Source organism: Chryseobacterium glaciei (assembly GCF_001648155.1).
Classification (GTDB): domain Bacteria; phylum Bacteroidota; class Bacteroidia; order Flavobacteriales; family Weeksellaceae; genus Chryseobacterium; species Chryseobacterium glaciei.
This window is the reverse complement of the sequence record NZ_CP015199.1, coordinates 125176-139289: the sequence shown is the minus strand read 5'-3', so window position 1 is coordinate 139289 and position 14114 is coordinate 125176. Positions and strand designations below refer to the sequence as shown.

Genomic DNA, 14114 nt, shown 5'->3' with positions numbered 1-14114 from the left:
TGTCCTGTCGTCCCTCAATTCAATGTTCCCACTTGGTATTTCTACCATTAAATTGTCGAAAGTTAAGATGTTATTTATGTTAATTTCTTCTTGTGTCACTTGATATTTTTATTGGTCAATATTGCTTTTTGGTCGTCCTACCAAATTTCCTTGCTTGCTCCGAACCGAACTTTTTCCAACACTTTGGAAGTTGTCGCAAAACCCCACGCAGTTAGACATTAAAACTGGCATTGAAAATTTCTTTGCAATTTCTGGATAATGTATCATTGCTTTGTCCTCAGATTCATAACCAGTAACAGAAAGTTCGGAAAAAAATATTGAGTCGGTCTTATGAGAAACAGCAAGGTTAATCAATTTTTTATGTATCTCAATATTTGCATATATGTCGCCTTTAATTGGTCTTGTTTGTGCTACTGAAATTTTCATTACCTTTTTATTTTTCTAATCCAAAACACCTTGTATTCTGATTCTGTGTTTAAATTGCCATGAACTTAAATGTATGTGCTATAATGAAGCGTATATACATCTAAAATTGGTTGGCTTTGCGATGTTTAGTGTTTTTTACAAATTTATAATATAATTGCTTAAAACATCAGATTAAATATATTCTTCCAAGATAGTAGATGGTTAATCTTACTTATTTGTTTAAGCCCTGCATTCTCCAAAAATTTCTTTTAAGCATTTCAAACCACTTACCTTTTATTTAGATATAAGTTTTTATCGTTTGAATTTTATTTTATGAATTAAAATAAAGTATTGGTTGATAATCTCGTCAAAAAGTTTTGTTCTAAAAGATTTTTCCTGCCAAATATTCAACCGACTCTTTGATCTATCTCATCAACACTTACAAATAAATGTAGATCATCAGTGAAACTGTTTTGTCATCTTTATCACAGAGGTATTGCTTTTTACTAATGCAAATGTAGAAAAGTATCAGTCACCTAAAAAAATAATTTTGGGTTTCTATAAAAATTCTTTCCACAAGCTCCAATCAATTTTTCAGACACTCCTGAATCCTGCGGACAAAAATATTTCGAGCCTCTTCCTCCAACAGCTTGGAGGATTAAGGTTTTATGTGCCTTATACTTCCTATGATCATCGGCAAAGAAAAAGCAGGAACCTCAGTTATAAGAATCAATTAAATCATACAAGTTCTTTGATATCCATTGAAAACAATTGAAAAAATTAACAATTATATTGCTGTCACATTTAAGTATTGAGCATAAAAAGAAGGTCGAGTTTCCTCAAGATCAAATCAATTAAATCGTGGAGAGTCTTTAGTAACTATAGAAAGCAATGCTATTAATAGAAAATGGTAATCGTACTTTATGGGATTATTTTTCTGTTTACCACAAGCTGGATATATAAATACTGGCCAATGTTTGACATAAAACCCAAACACACATCTTTTCCATAGACCGTCTTCTGCAATTCGCTGAGATTGATACACGAATTATGAATGGTTACTCCCGACATTTTTGCTTCGTGAATATACACTTCCATTCTGTAAACTTGACCTCCGTTATTGATGGCTGACACCATGAATTCTATAGGGTAGTAGGTCTTATAAATATAGACTCTGATAACTTTCCACTGTGTAAGAAGCAGAATGTGCAATACCTGTAAAGGATTCGATTTGCCTATGCACTTCCTGAGATAATTGTTCAGGATGTCCTTTGTCCTTAAAGGATTCAAAAAAAATGTCTTTTAATTTCTGTAATATGGACAAAGATTTTCCTTTACCGCTCATTGCTCTTCCAGCAGACCTCCCCCGGAAATACAATGCTATTTTGATAATATCTTCCTGATAGACCATAATCCTATACTGGTTTTGCAGTTAACTTACTGATAGCCGTAATAAAAAAGAAGCTCAAAAGAAACTGAACATTTTCAAACTTGGTTAGTTTTTGTAAAATCCACCTCTTCAATTACATTCAATTGATTAAGTTTCTAGAGAATCCTGAAAAAGACGGGATTGTTGATCAAGCTGAAAGTGAACAGATGTCTTTTTTTTGATGCCTAATTTCTATAAATCATCAAAATAAAATGACAAATAATTGATTGCTAGATATGTTTTGGTTTTAAATTTTGCTGGACAATAATGATTAATAATTGTATCTTTCTAAAAAAAAGTGAAGAAAACCAAACTAATAATTCTAACCCTATTTATTGCCAATTTCAGTTACGCACAAACCACATTAATGGATAGTTTAATTCAAAAAAACTACTCCACCTTTAAAAAAAACAATAACAACGCTTTCGAAGGTAAAGGCTGGACGACCTTACAGGATGAAATCAGCAAAAGCAATTCTGTTTTATTGGGCGAGCAACATTTCACCAATGAAGTCCCTTACTTCACAAACGCGATTATCAATAATACTAAGTTCGACAACTATATTCTTGAAATTGATCAATATACAATCAACACAATATCAACAAAAATTAAATCCTTATCACCTGCTGAACTGGACAAATTCCGTAATGAATCAGGCTCAGCTTTATCTTTTTTACAAGGTGAATCTGAGTTTGATTTATTCAAAAACATAGTTCAGCATAATATCAAACTATATGGAGCTGATCAAATTAATATATTTTCAGATCGGTTACTGCTTTCGGAATTGAGTAAACAATCCAAAAATGCTAAAGCAAAAGAAATTTATAAGCAGATGATAGATAATTCCGCTGCTTATGACACAAAAAAGAACACCACATTCTATTTGCTCTCTGACGATTGTCTGGCAAAAATGAACGCATTGAGCACTCTGAATTTATCAGCCAACGAGAAAGAGCAGCTTGAAGAATTAAAATTAAGCAGGGAACTATATTTAAATCGAATTCATCGTTTAAGAGTTCAATACATGAAACACTTGGTTTTTGAAAAACTTCCTGAATGGAAAGACAAGAAGAATCTTTTCAAATTTGGTGCTAATCACATGCCCAAAGGAGAGAGTTTAATGGAGGTATTCGATATTGGCAACTTGGTTTCTAATATTGAAGAGGCAAATTACCGGAAGTCATTACACATTATGCTCATCGGAAAGCAACAAGGTAAAACATTGGCTGATTTAGATCAATATAAATCTTTCTTAACCGTCGTAAAAGATGACAATTGGTATGCTTATGATTTAAGACCATTAAAACAAGCAATTTCTAAAAACAAGCTTAAAGTAGACGGCTTGAAGCTGGAAAGAATTATAAAAGGTTACGACTATTTGGTTTTCATTCCTGAGGTTACTAAAGACACAGAAAGGGGGGAATAATTCAACTAATCATATAAAGAACTGGTTAAGAGCCGGCTATTTTATAAAATAGCCGGTTTTTTTTAATGGACGGAAGAAGAGAAAGTAAAAAGGATTAATTATTCTTTAACTGCATTTATAGGAATTAAATACTTATCAATTAAATAAAAATAATCGCTAACAAAATACACTCTACCAAAATGTTCAGAAAAAATTAAATAACATTTTAATAGGAAAAAGTAAGGTACTGTAAAGGGTTATTCCCTAGTGTTTTACGTTTCTTCGGAGGCTCACTAATCGGTTTTATTCTACAATATCCGCCAATGCCCTAAATACGTTCAATGGATATTCAGCCCAACGATTGCATAAGTACAAATAACATTCCTTACCGTAAACAACATATATTCGGCATTTATAACCCTTATTCTTATATATTTCTAATTCCTCATTTTGAATATCCAATAGTCTCTCTAAGAAATAATTTGTAGGTTTATACCTATCAATAAGTTTTGTGATTTCTCTATATATTTTGTCGTCGTGTGATGCAATTGCGCAATGATGGTTGTTTTCAAATAATTGTTCTGCATATTGCAAATAAATTTCATCAAGCTCGTCTCCTCTTGGAATTGAAAGATCCTTAGACGCTTCATAAGCACCTTTGACCAGTCTTATGCTACCGGACAAATTTATCAGGTCTTTTAGGTCATCTTTCGTTCTGTATAGATACGCCTGTAATGTTATCCCTAAATTTGAATTCTCTTTCAAGGACTCTTTGTAAATAGCAATTATTTGGTCGGTTCTATCTGTTCCTTCCATACTTATGATCACCTCTTGTTTTGATTTTGCAGTTGCTTCACAAATCAATTTAAGATTTTTAATTGTCAATTCCGTTGAAACTAATAAGCCAATATGAGATAGATCTAAAGAAATCGAACTATTCATACCTTCTGTGGCAATAGATTTTGCAAATCTTATGAATTCTTCGGTCACATCATTTGCATCTCTTTCGTTACGTATACTCTCACCCATAAAATCGGTTGTGACAGTATAGTCTTTTTCGTTCAATTTCTTAATTGAAAGTATAGTTTCAGCTAATGTTTCTCCGCCAATGTATCGATTTGCTGCTTTTTTGAGCGTTTTAAAAAGTTTTTCGTTTTGAAGTACAAAGTTTTTAGCATCTTCATTCAAAGAAAACGGCTTTTTGACAACTGCCGGTTTTATATCTGGTTCGGCATTGGCCATTGACAAAATAACAGGATGGATAAATTTTATAAAGAAACCTATAATTAAAATCCCGTTTATTTATTCGTGGTAAAACAAACATTCAGTTGATTTAGAAATTTACTGTTAGATAATTGCTTTTATGGTTCCACCTTCTACACAGATTGCAGTGTAATTTATTTTCGATCTTGTTTTATTAACCTTCTTGATGTTTACTTTACAGTAAGTGCGAAGAGATAGCTCCTGTGCTTTAATTATTTGATTGTTTTTCTGACAGTTCTTTCAGACTTATTAATCAATTCTTAATATTTTTACGAACCATATTAGGGGCAAAAATTTTCTCCATTTTTGTTTTAGGTCCCTTTTGGGATTCGTTTGAAACAACCTTGCAGCCTTCTATGGTTGGAATAATCATCCACGCATTGTAAACGGTCATATTTTTATTATCGGTTTCGCCTAACCAAGCGATATTGTATGGAGCATTGAACTCCTTGATGGTTGAAGTGAATTTCCCTGCCGGATTCCAAATAAAGACACTGGCTGGGTTAAGCTTTCTGTCAGGTGAATAGCAGCTCGATACCTTCAGCTTTTTTGTACCATTCCGGCCATTTGGCAGCATTGGTGAAAATGTCCCAAACCACTTGAGGAGAAGCTTTAATGTCTATCTCGTTGTGTATGAAAAAATCAGATTCTGCAGGTTTAAAACCTTCCGGCCAGTTGATTTTTTCGGAATAAGGCAGACTAGATTGAACTACTTTTTTATGTGAGTAACAAGAGGTAAGTAATAATGACATACTCGTTAAGCTAACAAATATGAAAAATTTTGTTGTTTTCATTATTTAAGATTTATCATTTGAACTTAATTATTTTTGATCATTATCATCCGCTGATAGGATATTTCTCACATAGAAAGAAACAATATCATTGGAGGTAATACTACTGATTTTTAGATGTGTCTTTCGATACTTCTCTATCTTGTTTGTCGAATAAATAATCGACTAACTTTTGAATGCGTGGGGCAATTATTAAAATTGTTGGGAGAGCCACGACGTATGCAAGACCCCAAGACTTCGACCAGATTTTTAAGAAATTGGGTTTAAATCCAATGTTAACAGATATTACAGTAAAAGATATAATCCCCGTCGTTATAACTCCCATTATCAATGCAAATGCGATTTTCCTTTTCATTTTTTAATACACTGCTTTAGTGGTAATTATACTTATTTATGACTCGCCAGACCCTTCTTTATCTTCATCATAATACTGTCAGGAACAAAATTGGGGAGTTTAGAATTAAACCAGTTTTGAAAACCGACAACTTTTTTTCCATTTCCTTCTAAGAGATGCTTTATACCTTGCTCTGCAACCATCTCTGGATGCATTGGTTTGGTTTTATGGAGATTCGTAGATTGCATATCAGGTGTCGTAAAGCCAGTATCTGTTGTTCCAGGATAAAGAGAATTAACGATTACGCCTGTCCCTTCCAACTCGGCGGCAAGTGTTTCGCTAAATGCTAATACAAATGCTTTCGTCGCAGAATAAACAGCAAAGTAGGGGAATGGTAAAAATGAAAGTACTGAGCCTACGTTCATAATTCTGCCAGATTTACGGCTGACCATATCTTGTGAAAAGAGCTTGGTTAATACTACCAAACTGGAAATGTTTAGTTGAATCATACTCAGTTCTTCTTCCAATGAAGTTTCAGTAAACTCACCATAGTTGCCGACACCTGCATTATTTACGAGATGACTAACGAGCAAATTTTCATCTTTTACCTTTTTATACAAGTCTTTTGCAGCATTTACATTGGATAAATCCGCAGCAAAATAATGAACCAAAACACCATATTTTTTTGTTAAATCAGATTGCATTTGTTGCAATTTACTTTCTGTACGGGCAACCAATATCAGGTTATATGCTTTCTCTGCTAATTGGTCTGCCATTTCGTAACCAATACCGGATGATGCTCCGGTAATTAAAATGTATTCTTTCATTTTTAGTATTGTTTATTTGATTAAAACTTAATTTATCTTAGCGATGAATATCTTAGTGTGTACTTTATTTTAGGAAATCAACTGCTTGATAGGCTGGGTTTGGATACGTGTAGAAACCTTCTCCAGTAGAGATACCGAGCTTGTTTTGATCAATAAAGTTTTCTTTCAAGAAATCTCGTCTTTCTTTCCATATCTCCTCACCAGTCAATTCTGCATAGGACTTAGAAACATTATATGCGGTGGTCATTCCTACAAGATCCGCCATAGCCATAGGTCCCAGATCCGCTCCTACGGTTTTCATCCAGGTCTTGTCAATAGAGGATGCATCTGCAATACCATTTCGGTATAAATCTAGTCCTGCTATTAACCAAGGCACCAGAAGGGAATTCATCACATATCCCGGTTGTTCTTTATAGATTGGTATTGTTAACATACCAATCGTTTTAGCAAATTGTACCACTTTTTCAAAAACCTCAGGATCTGTACCGGAATGGCTCATAATTTCAGCCACATTGTTCTTCCATAAATAATTTGCAAAGTGCAGTGCTAAAAATCGCTCCGGTCTTCCTGTTTCAGCAGCAAATTGGCTTGGTAACAACGTAGATGAGTTGGTGCAGAAAATAGTTTTTGCCGGTGCCACAATCCCTAATTTAGTATAAAAATCCTTCTTTATCTGAATATTTTCGGGGATTGCTTCGATAGTAAGATCAGCATCTTTTACTGATTCTGCTAAATCTGTCGTTAGACTTATTCTTGATACAGCAGCCTCCAAATCGAGGAGGGCAGCGTTTATATCTTGTTGATACATAGGTTTGAACTGCTCAAACTTTAGTTTGGCATTTTTCAACAATTCATCACTGATATCAAATAATGTAACATTATATCCGTGATAAGCTGTGTGAAATGCAATCTGTGCACCGAGTACACCGGATCCAAATACTGTGACGTTTTTAATTTTCATAATATTTAATTTTGATTGTTTAGTTAATGTGTTTCTCTACAAACAAGTTGTGTGATTTTGCTACAAGTCTTTAATTTTGTTTTTAGATAATTATATTTTTTCGTCCAGCTGTGGAGGAATCAATTTGTACATCACGGGTGTTACGATTCTTGACAATATAGTGGAGCTTATTAAACCTCCAATCAATACGATGGCGAGTGGTGCGATTAATGGATTTGGGTTTAATGCAATTGGCAAGAGCCCACAAATGGCAGTAATTGAAGTCAAAACTACGGGCAGAAAACGTGTTTCGCCAGCGATGTTTATCGCTTCATCGATACTGTGACCCTCAAGCCTAAGCTGGTTTGTAAAATCAACCAATAACAGAGAGTTTTTGACCTGAATCCCGGATAAACCTATAAAACCAATAATAGATACCAATGACATTGGATTTCCTGTGAGTAGCAGTAAAACAACACCACCTAGAATTCCCAATGGGATGATGGACAATACGATAATGATTCCTTTGAATGTTTTGAACTGAAGTAGTAAAACGGCTACAAAAAGAAATGCACTTAGGATAATGACGGAAAGAAAATTCCCTCCCAAGGTATCGCCTTCAGATTCTTTTTCTCCTGCCAGTTTATAGGAATATCCTGCGGGTAGTTTCATTTTGTCTAGTTGCGGAACAATATCTTTTAATATGTCATTTGCTAATACACCATCCTTTGTCAATGAGGTAACTTTAACAAATCGAGATTTATTAAAATGATTGATAGCGGTAGGGGATTTCTCAAAGCCGATGGTTGCTATCTGGTCAATTTGTACAGGGATACCCTGAATATTATTGACATATAAATTTTTAAGTGCATTTAAGTTTGAAAACTTTTCCCGGGGAAGGGTAATGACCACATTTCTGGAATCACCTCTATCATCAATATAATCACCCACATTTAATCCAGCAACAGCCATACGGATTACTTTATCTACATCACTCGTCATCACGCCTAATGTTCGAGCTTTTTCTTTATCAATTTTTATTTTGATATCAGATTTATAAACATTCAGTTCATTATTGATGTAAAATGTTCCGGGATGTTTTCGCAAAAGTTCTTCCACTTTAAATGAAATCGATCGCAAAGTATCCTGATTTTCGCCGAAGACTCTCACGACAATATTGGCTTCTATTGGAGTTCCCTGTTCGAAATCCTTAACTTCAATCCTTGCGTAGGGGAAATCTGAAAATTTGTTTCGAAGCTTTTTTATTAATTCTTTCTTTGTATCAGGACTAGCCTCTTCATCCATCTGAACAAAAATCTGGGCAAAGTCAGGCTTTATATCTTGTTGATGTACATTATAATAAATTTGTGGGTTTCCTTTACCAACGTTTGCGGTGTAATAAACGATCTCTTTCTCCTTCTTCAGTTCTTTTTCAATAAGTTTGGTGACACGGTCACTTTCAGGAATATCAGCTTGCAGAGGCATTTTGATATTTACTAAAAACATTGGTTTTTCAGAAGTGGGAAATAGTTTGAAACCTGCTAAAGAAAAAAGAAAAAATGCCAATACACTCAACCCAATTGAAATTCCTATTGTTACTTTTGGCCATTTTAAAGCGATTGGCATAATGCCTTTGTAAGAATAACTTAAAAATTTCTGTAGATTTTTTAGGAAAAAATTTCCTTCACCGTGGGTATGTGTCTTTAATATTTTACTTCCTAAAAATGGAACTAAAGTCAATGCAACAATCATTGATGCCAGCACACTTGTCATTACCGCCATAGGAAGACTGCGGATAAATTCACCGGCAATATCAGGTAAAAAAGCTAATGGCAAAAATGCAATGACCAAAGTAGCGGTACATCCAACCACAGCAACACCGATCTGTTTGGTTCCTTTCAGGATGGCATCTTTTCTGGAATGACCTTCCCGCAGCCATCGTTCAATATTTTCAACGACTACAATACTGTCATCCACTAACAGTCCCAGTGCTACTACCAAACCAACAATGCTCAGCTGATTGAGGGAATAGCCCATAAGATTCATCGTAATCAATCCCAAAGCAAGAGATAATGGTATAGAAATCATCACAATAATGGAAGCTCTGAATCCCAAAGGCAGTAAAGTGATTACCACTAAAAGTATCGCTAAAGCAAAGTCAAAACCCAAGTGTCCTAAACGTTTCGAAACCATATCTGCCTGATCAAAATTCTTAACCATTTTGATGTTTTCCGGCAAGGTTTTATTGTACGCTTCAAGTATAGGAGTGTATTCGTCTTTTACCTTGCTGATGTTTACATTGTCTTTCATTGCTGCGGTTACCAAAATACATCGGTTACCGTTCAGTCGTGTGATGTGATTGACAGTACCATCTTTATAACTGACTTTTGCCACATCCTTCAGGTAAACGATTTTACCGTTTGCGTTGTAGATGACCGTATTGGAAACGTCTTCTACATTCTTAAATTTTCCGCTCGTTTTTACATTGAAAACCTTACTTTCAAGGTTGATACTTCCCCCGGGAATATCAGCAGCTTCACTTTGGAGGCTTCCCATTACAAGGTTCAATGGGATTTTTAGCTGCGCCAGTTTATCCAACTGCAGATCAATCCTTATTTCCTGTTCAGGAATTCCCGCATATTTTACTTCCTTTAGATTGGTGATCTTTTCAAGCTGCGTTTTTAACTGATCGGCTTTATCTCTCAGTGTTTTGCCTGAAACCGTATTGGAGACCAAAGCCACTTGCAATATCTTGACATCTGAAGACGATATTTTTTCAGTTTTGATCAGATAAATATCTTTAGGAAGTTCACTGTTCTTCAGCGCATTGATCTCTGTTGAGATCTCCTGATATTTGTTGTCTACATCAACGCCGTATTTGAACTTGACCTGTATGGCAGCTACACCATCTTCAACAGTGGTGAGTATCTTATCGATATTTTCAAGTCCATATATCTTGTTTTCAATAGGTTTCACCACCTGTTCTTCCATATCTTTCGGACTTGTACCCGGATAGATGACAGTGATCAGGTATTGTGGCGGATCTGTCGTCGGGTCTTCTGATCTTGGCATCGTGAACAGCGTCAGGATACCTACCACAGCTACCAGAACAAATATGATCAGCGTAAACTGATAATTTTTAACGGAGAAATTCGTGATCTTCATAATTACTTGATGATTTTAATAATAGATTGTTCATTGAGGTAAGCGCTGTTAGAAATGACGATCTTATCAATTCCTAAAGGTTTTTCTTTAAGAAAGACATTTTGATTGTCAAATTTTAAGATGCTTACGGGAACCTTCTTAACTCTGTTCTTACCGGTTGGTGTAAATACAAACGCTTGTTCTCCGTCTGCTTCTACAAGGGCATTGTAAGGAACAACTATTGATTTTTCGGTCTGTTCTGTTTTTATTTCCGCTTTTCCAAACATTCCTACCGCAGGAATGACCTGGTCAAGTTTCAATTTTAATTCTATCTGAAATGAGCCTATTTCTCTGTCCGCAGCCTGTAATTTTCTGAAAACTGTAGCTTCAAATGTATAATCGGGATAACCGTCAAGCGTTACTTTTGCAGATTGTCCCATCTTGATTGCTGCCCATTCACGGTCGGTTACACCCACTTTTAACAAATAGCTATTATTCTTTTGAGTGGAATTAGTTAAAAATACAGGCATTCCGCCACTGATAATTTCGCCTTCATTGGCTATTTTCTTGGCAACAAATCCATCAGAAACGGCGTATATCTTGGTGTACCGCTCGTTGAATGCAGTCGCCTGTTTTGATTTTTGGGCAACTTCTAATGATGTTCTTGTATTCTGTAATTGTTCCAGCGAGAAAACGCTGTCTTTGTAAAGGTTATTGGCTCTGTTGTAATCACGTTGTGCCTTAGCAACATTCAGATCAGCCTGGGCTAATCCGGCAGCAATTTCAGTCGTGTTCAGTGTTGCAAGTAGTTGTCCTCTACGGAAGAATTGTCCTTCATTTACAAATATTCGGCTGATGACACCTCCAATTTTAAATGAATAATTGGCCTGATCTTCTGTACTTACAAGTCCGGTAGCCAAGATAGAGTTGGGAACTTCTTGTGATGATAAAGACGATACTTTTACAGAGATGATATCAGGTTGACCCATCGGATTTTTGTCGGGATGCTTTTCACTGCAAGATGACAAGATGAATGCAAGAGCAATAAATGTTGATTGAATTTTTTTCATAGGATATTATTGTATGTTAAAACTGGCATTGGCTCGTTCAATGGCTGTGTAAGCGATCCACGTGTCAAATAATGTTATGTTAGATTTTAATTGGGCGTCTATCCATTGATTTTGAGCATCCAAAAGCTCAATGTAGATCGTCATTCCTTCCTTGTAGAGTTTTGCCATATCACCGTAGTAGGTCTGGCTTGTCTTTAATTGCGACTGCGCTGCTTTGTATTGTGCGACCGCACTTTCCATATTGGCTTGACGTACTTTTAGCTCTGTAAGAAGCTGCTGCTGCACGTAATCGGTTTGTGAGGTAATTGCTTGATTTTCGGCAATAGATTGTTTGATTCGATAGGTGTTCTTTCCAAAAGCGAAAAGATTCCATTCTAATGAAATACCTAATAAATAATACCTGTTTTTTTGATTGAATTTCCAGTCAAAACCTTGTGAACCCAAATCCAGATTAGCTCCTATCTTGGGAATAAGATAAGACTTGGCAAGTCCTGTCAGATCATTATTGATGTCTTTTGAGATTTTAAGTTTAGATAATTCTTCACGATTGGTGACATTCTCATTGAACAGTTGCGCATCATCCGGCAATGTATTGATATCATCAACTAAGATGGTGTCTGTTAATGGACGATTGAGAAGGAAATTGAAATAATACTGTGCTGATTCCTCAGTTTTCTGTGATGCAATAATGGAAGCATTGATCTTTGAAACTTCATTTTGGCTTCTGATCACTGATGTCCGGTTTATTTTTCCGTTATCAAATAGTTTTTTATTGACTCTTTCTCCTTCACTGACTAATTTTAGATAGGATTGATAGATCTTTGTGGCATTCGTAGCCTTGAGATAGTTATAGTAAGCAGTTTTTATCTCCTTGACCAACTCTCTTTTGTATAATACTATTTCCGTTTTCTGAAGATCAATCTGTTTTGACTTGATCTTTTTATTATAACCTAATTCTGCATTCAAAATAGGTTGGGTAATACGGAATTTTGCATCATAGAAATTGTCAGGATTCAGAAGAATACTCTGATTCTCAAGTTGTGGGAATGAACTGCTTCCCGTCATTTGATTAAGGGTAGAGTAGACGTTGTTTAAAAGATCACCTGTTGGGAAATCTATGGTACGACCGCCGTCTGCCTTGGTGTAAGTTGTTGAAAAAGAAACATTGGGCAAAAACATACTTTTTGCTTCACCCAGCGCATAGACATTTCTTTCCAGAATAAATGACTGTTGCTTGATGCTCTGGTTGGATTCGATGCCTTGCTTGATGTAATCATCCAACTTATTCTGAGCTTCAATAGGTTGTGTTGCAAAACTTAACAAAATAACCAAGTAGCAACACAAACTTAGTTTTTTTCGATAGTATTTAATCATTGTAATAAATTTAAACAGTGTTCAATTATAGGATAAAAAAAAGGATTACCCTTTTTCAAGAAGTGAAACAAAACAATCATAGCCATTCATCATTAGTTCATCATTTGTTTTATTTACAAAGTTGAGTGTGCGTTCCTTACAGAAAAGTGCACATATCCCGTGTATGGATGACAGGAACATAAAGGTGAAATATTCAGCGTCCATATTTTTAAATCTGCCTTCTTTCTGACATTCTTTAATAAGTTCCAAGAGGTGATTGATTGCTTCCTGTGCAATTTGAAAACCGCCACTTTCAGAAGTGTCGGATGATGATTCGTCAACCAGAAACATTAAGTTATAATAATCCTTATTGTCTTGTGCAAATTTTATAAATACTTTACCTACCGCTTTCAGACGCTCAAAGGGATCTGTAACGCTGTCCAACACTTTCAGCTGATCAAGTAACAGACGAAATCCCTCTTTATGAAGTTCGTGAAAAATTTCACTTTTATCTTTAAAGTGAAAATAGAGTGTGCCTGCACTGTAATCAATTTCGCTCGCAATATTTCGCATACTCGTATTTTCATATCCTTTCTCAAGGAAAATTTTACGTGCCCCATTTAAAATACGCTTACGCATTTCCAGCTTTTCCTTATATTTTCTATCTGTGATGCTCATAATATTTAAAGGTTTAATTTAGGTTTGTTTTAATTATATCTAATAGAAAAAATAAAATGATTATACAGACATCAATTTTTATACTGAATCATTTTATTTTAAAAATATCTACGATGCAAATTTACTGAACACTGTTCAATTATGCAAGCATTTTTTGATAATTTAATTCTAGCAAAGAATCATTTTTTTTAGACAGCTTATTTCACAACATTCATTAGTGATTAATATAGAAACAAAAATAAATATGCCACAACCAATCTCTTACTCCAAGATGGTAATTTTGGATCGCAATGTATGATGTTGCAGAAAAATCAAAAGTTAGCCCTAAAGTTTGCTATAGATTAAATTCCTTTAATTATGCAAAGGGTATTACAAAATTATTTATGATTAACAGGGATTGTGTTTGTTAACACATAACCGCTTCTGCTGAATATTTGTCCGTTTCAATCTGTTTTTTCTATGTTAGAAAATACAA

Annotated in this window: 12 protein-coding genes and 1 pseudogene; 1 reads left to right on the top strand and 12 read right to left on the bottom strand. The window is 34.9% G+C overall.

Annotation, left to right across the window (positions count from 1 at the left end):
- Positions 1–108: 108 nt before the first annotated feature.
- Positions 109–426, bottom strand: a complete 318-nt coding sequence (locus A0O34_RS00560) for a carbon-nitrogen hydrolase family protein (RefSeq protein ID WP_066750068.1) — start codon at positions 424–426, stop codon at positions 109–111.
- A gap of 960 nt (positions 427–1386) precedes the next feature.
- Positions 1387–1837, bottom strand: a pseudogene (locus A0O34_RS22245) (DNA polymerase III subunit alpha); the annotation flags it as partial.
- Positions 1838–2201: 364 nt separating this feature from the next.
- Between A0O34_RS22245 and A0O34_RS00545 the strand changes: the two are divergent.
- Positions 2202–3260: a hypothetical protein gene (locus A0O34_RS00545; protein WP_228394335.1), complete on the top strand. Its 1059-nt coding sequence runs from the start codon at positions 2202–2204 to the stop codon at positions 3258–3260.
- 282 nt (positions 3261–3542) lie between these two features.
- Here the strand turns inward: A0O34_RS00545 and A0O34_RS00540 are convergent, their stop codons facing one another.
- From A0O34_RS00540 to A0O34_RS00500, 10 genes are all read right to left on the bottom strand, one after another.
- Positions 3543–4481, bottom strand: coding sequence for a proline dehydrogenase family protein (locus A0O34_RS00540; protein WP_066750064.1), 939 nt, complete (start codon positions 4479–4481; stop codon positions 3543–3545).
- Between the two features lie 274 nt (positions 4482–4755).
- A complete protein-coding gene (locus tag A0O34_RS00535) occupies positions 4756–5079 on the bottom strand; it encodes a hypothetical protein (RefSeq protein ID WP_066750063.1) in 324 nt (107 codons plus the stop codon).
- Positions 5018–5296, bottom strand: a complete 279-nt coding sequence (locus A0O34_RS22240) for an SRPBCC family protein (protein WP_157885925.1) — start codon at positions 5294–5296, stop codon at positions 5018–5020. The genes A0O34_RS00535 and A0O34_RS22240 overlap by 62 nt, the downstream gene beginning before the upstream one ends.
- A 100-nt stretch (positions 5297–5396) precedes the next feature.
- Positions 5397–5648 (bottom strand): DUF2798 domain-containing protein, encoded by a 252-nt coding sequence (locus A0O34_RS00530; protein WP_066750061.1) that lies wholly within the window; start codon positions 5646–5648, stop codon positions 5397–5399.
- Between the two features lie 32 nt (positions 5649–5680).
- Complete coding sequence (locus tag A0O34_RS00525) at positions 5681–6454, bottom strand: SDR family NAD(P)-dependent oxidoreductase (protein ID WP_066750060.1); 774 nt, start codon at positions 6452–6454, stop codon at positions 5681–5683.
- A gap of 64 nt (positions 6455–6518) precedes the next feature.
- A complete protein-coding gene (locus tag A0O34_RS00520; protein ID WP_066750059.1) occupies positions 6519–7415 on the bottom strand; it encodes a 3-hydroxyacyl-CoA dehydrogenase in 897 nt (298 codons plus the stop codon).
- Between the two features lie 90 nt (positions 7416–7505).
- Positions 7506–10559 (bottom strand): efflux RND transporter permease subunit, encoded by a 3054-nt coding sequence (locus A0O34_RS00515; protein WP_066750058.1) that lies wholly within the window; start codon positions 10557–10559, stop codon positions 7506–7508.
- 2 nt (positions 10560–10561) lie between these two features.
- Positions 10562–11608, bottom strand: a complete 1047-nt coding sequence (locus tag A0O34_RS00510) for an efflux RND transporter periplasmic adaptor subunit (RefSeq protein WP_066750057.1) — start codon at positions 11606–11608, stop codon at positions 10562–10564.
- Positions 11609–11614: 6 nt separating this feature from the next.
- Positions 11615–12982, bottom strand: coding sequence for a TolC family protein (locus A0O34_RS00505; RefSeq protein WP_066750055.1), 1368 nt, complete (start codon positions 12980–12982; stop codon positions 11615–11617).
- 45 nt (positions 12983–13027) lie between these two features.
- Entirely contained in the window at positions 13028–13639 is a 612-nt protein-coding gene (locus A0O34_RS00500; protein ID WP_066750054.1) for a TetR/AcrR family transcriptional regulator, read from the bottom strand.
- Positions 13640–14114 lie beyond the last annotated feature (475 nt).

What these genes read in the sequence shown, in the direction of transcription:
- A0O34_RS00560 (WP_066750068.1), bottom strand. Translation starts at nt 426, where the DNA reads ATGAAAATTTCAGTAGCACAAACAAGACCAATTAAAGGCGACATATAT.
- A0O34_RS00545 (WP_228394335.1), top strand. Translation starts at nt 2,202, where the DNA reads ATGGATAGTTTAATTCAAAAAAACTACTCCACCTTTAAAAAAAACAAT.
- A0O34_RS00540 (WP_066750064.1), bottom strand. Translation starts at nt 4,481, where the DNA reads ATGGCCAATGCCGAACCAGATATAAAACCGGCAGTTGTCAAAAAGCCG.
- A0O34_RS00535 (WP_066750063.1), bottom strand. Translation starts at nt 5,079, where the DNA reads ATGCTGCCAAATGGCCGGAATGGTACAAAAAAGCTGAAGGTATCGAGC.
- A0O34_RS22240 (WP_157885925.1), bottom strand. Translation starts at nt 5,296, where the DNA reads ATGAAAACAACAAAATTTTTCATATTTGTTAGCTTAACGAGTATGTCA.
- A0O34_RS00530 (WP_066750061.1), bottom strand. Translation starts at nt 5,648, where the DNA reads ATGAAAAGGAAAATCGCATTTGCATTGATAATGGGAGTTATAACGACG.
- A0O34_RS00525 (WP_066750060.1), bottom strand. Translation starts at nt 6,454, where the DNA reads ATGAAAGAATACATTTTAATTACCGGAGCATCATCCGGTATTGGTTAC.
- A0O34_RS00520 (WP_066750059.1), bottom strand. Translation starts at nt 7,415, where the DNA reads ATGAAAATTAAAAACGTCACAGTATTTGGATCCGGTGTACTCGGTGCA.
- A0O34_RS00515 (WP_066750058.1), bottom strand. Translation starts at nt 10,559, where the DNA reads ATGAAGATCACGAATTTCTCCGTTAAAAATTATCAGTTTACGCTGATC.
- A0O34_RS00510 (WP_066750057.1), bottom strand. Translation starts at nt 11,608, where the DNA reads ATGAAAAAAATTCAATCAACATTTATTGCTCTTGCATTCATCTTGTCA.
- A0O34_RS00505 (WP_066750055.1), bottom strand. Translation starts at nt 12,982, where the DNA reads ATGATTAAATACTATCGAAAAAAACTAAGTTTGTGTTGCTACTTGGTT.
- A0O34_RS00500 (WP_066750054.1), bottom strand. Translation starts at nt 13,639, where the DNA reads ATGAGCATCACAGATAGAAAATATAAGGAAAAGCTGGAAATGCGTAAG.